Source organism: Glutamicibacter sp. HZAU (genome assembly GCF_004100365.1).
GTDB lineage: Bacteria > Actinomycetota > Actinomycetes > Actinomycetales > Micrococcaceae > Glutamicibacter > Glutamicibacter nicotianae.
In genome coordinates this window covers 1-691 of the sequence record NZ_SCKZ01000031.1, presented here as the reverse complement: position 1 = coordinate 691, position 691 = coordinate 1, and the positions used below count along the sequence as shown (strand labels likewise).

General features: G+C 56.7%; 1 protein-coding gene. It reads right to left on the bottom strand.

Annotation, left to right across the window (positions count from 1 at the left end; genetic code table 11):
• Positions 1–115: 115 nt before the first annotated feature.
• Entirely contained in the window at positions 116–256 is a 141-nt protein-coding gene (locus tag EKH49_RS16650) for a hypothetical protein (protein ID WP_004152787.1), read from the bottom strand.
• Positions 257–691 lie beyond the last annotated feature (435 nt).

Genomic DNA, 691 nt, shown 5'->3' with positions numbered 1-691 from the left:
CGCTGGAAACCTGGAACCTGCACTACAACTACCACCGGCCCCACGGTGTGCATGACGGGAAGCCGCCCGCATCCGCGACACCATTACGCGTCAACAACGTCCTGGCCTCATACACCTAGAACTCGAAATCTAACGTCCGTTCGGGCATCGAGGTCCATGTCGGGGTGGGACGGGCCCGTGGCTTCAAGATCACTTGCAGTCCGACCGCGATGTCTTGGTTGCGCGAGAGGTTGTCGATATCCTCCACTTCCATCATCAACCCTGGATAATGCCGCCGCCGTCATCGCCGCCGACGCCCGTGCCGGGCTTTTCGGGCCTGTCAGGCTTGCTCGGCCTTCAGCCTGCCTGGGCGAGATCTCCGGCGGACGGATTAACGGCGGAGCTTCGCCGCCTTTCGTGCGTGTGAAGGCCGAAGATAGTTCTCTCAAAAACATCCGTTTATGAGAGATACCAAATGTCATTTTCAGAAGACGACTGCACCAGTTGATTGGGCGTAATGGCTGTTGTGCAGCCAGCTCCTGACAGTTCAATATCAGAAGTGATCTGCACCAATCTCGACTATGCTCAATACTCGTGTGGGCTCTGTTGCAAAAATCGTGAAGCTTGAGCATGCTTGGCGGAGATTGGACGGACGGAACGATGACGGATTTCAAGTGGCGCCATTTCCAGGGTGATGTGATCCTGTGGGCGG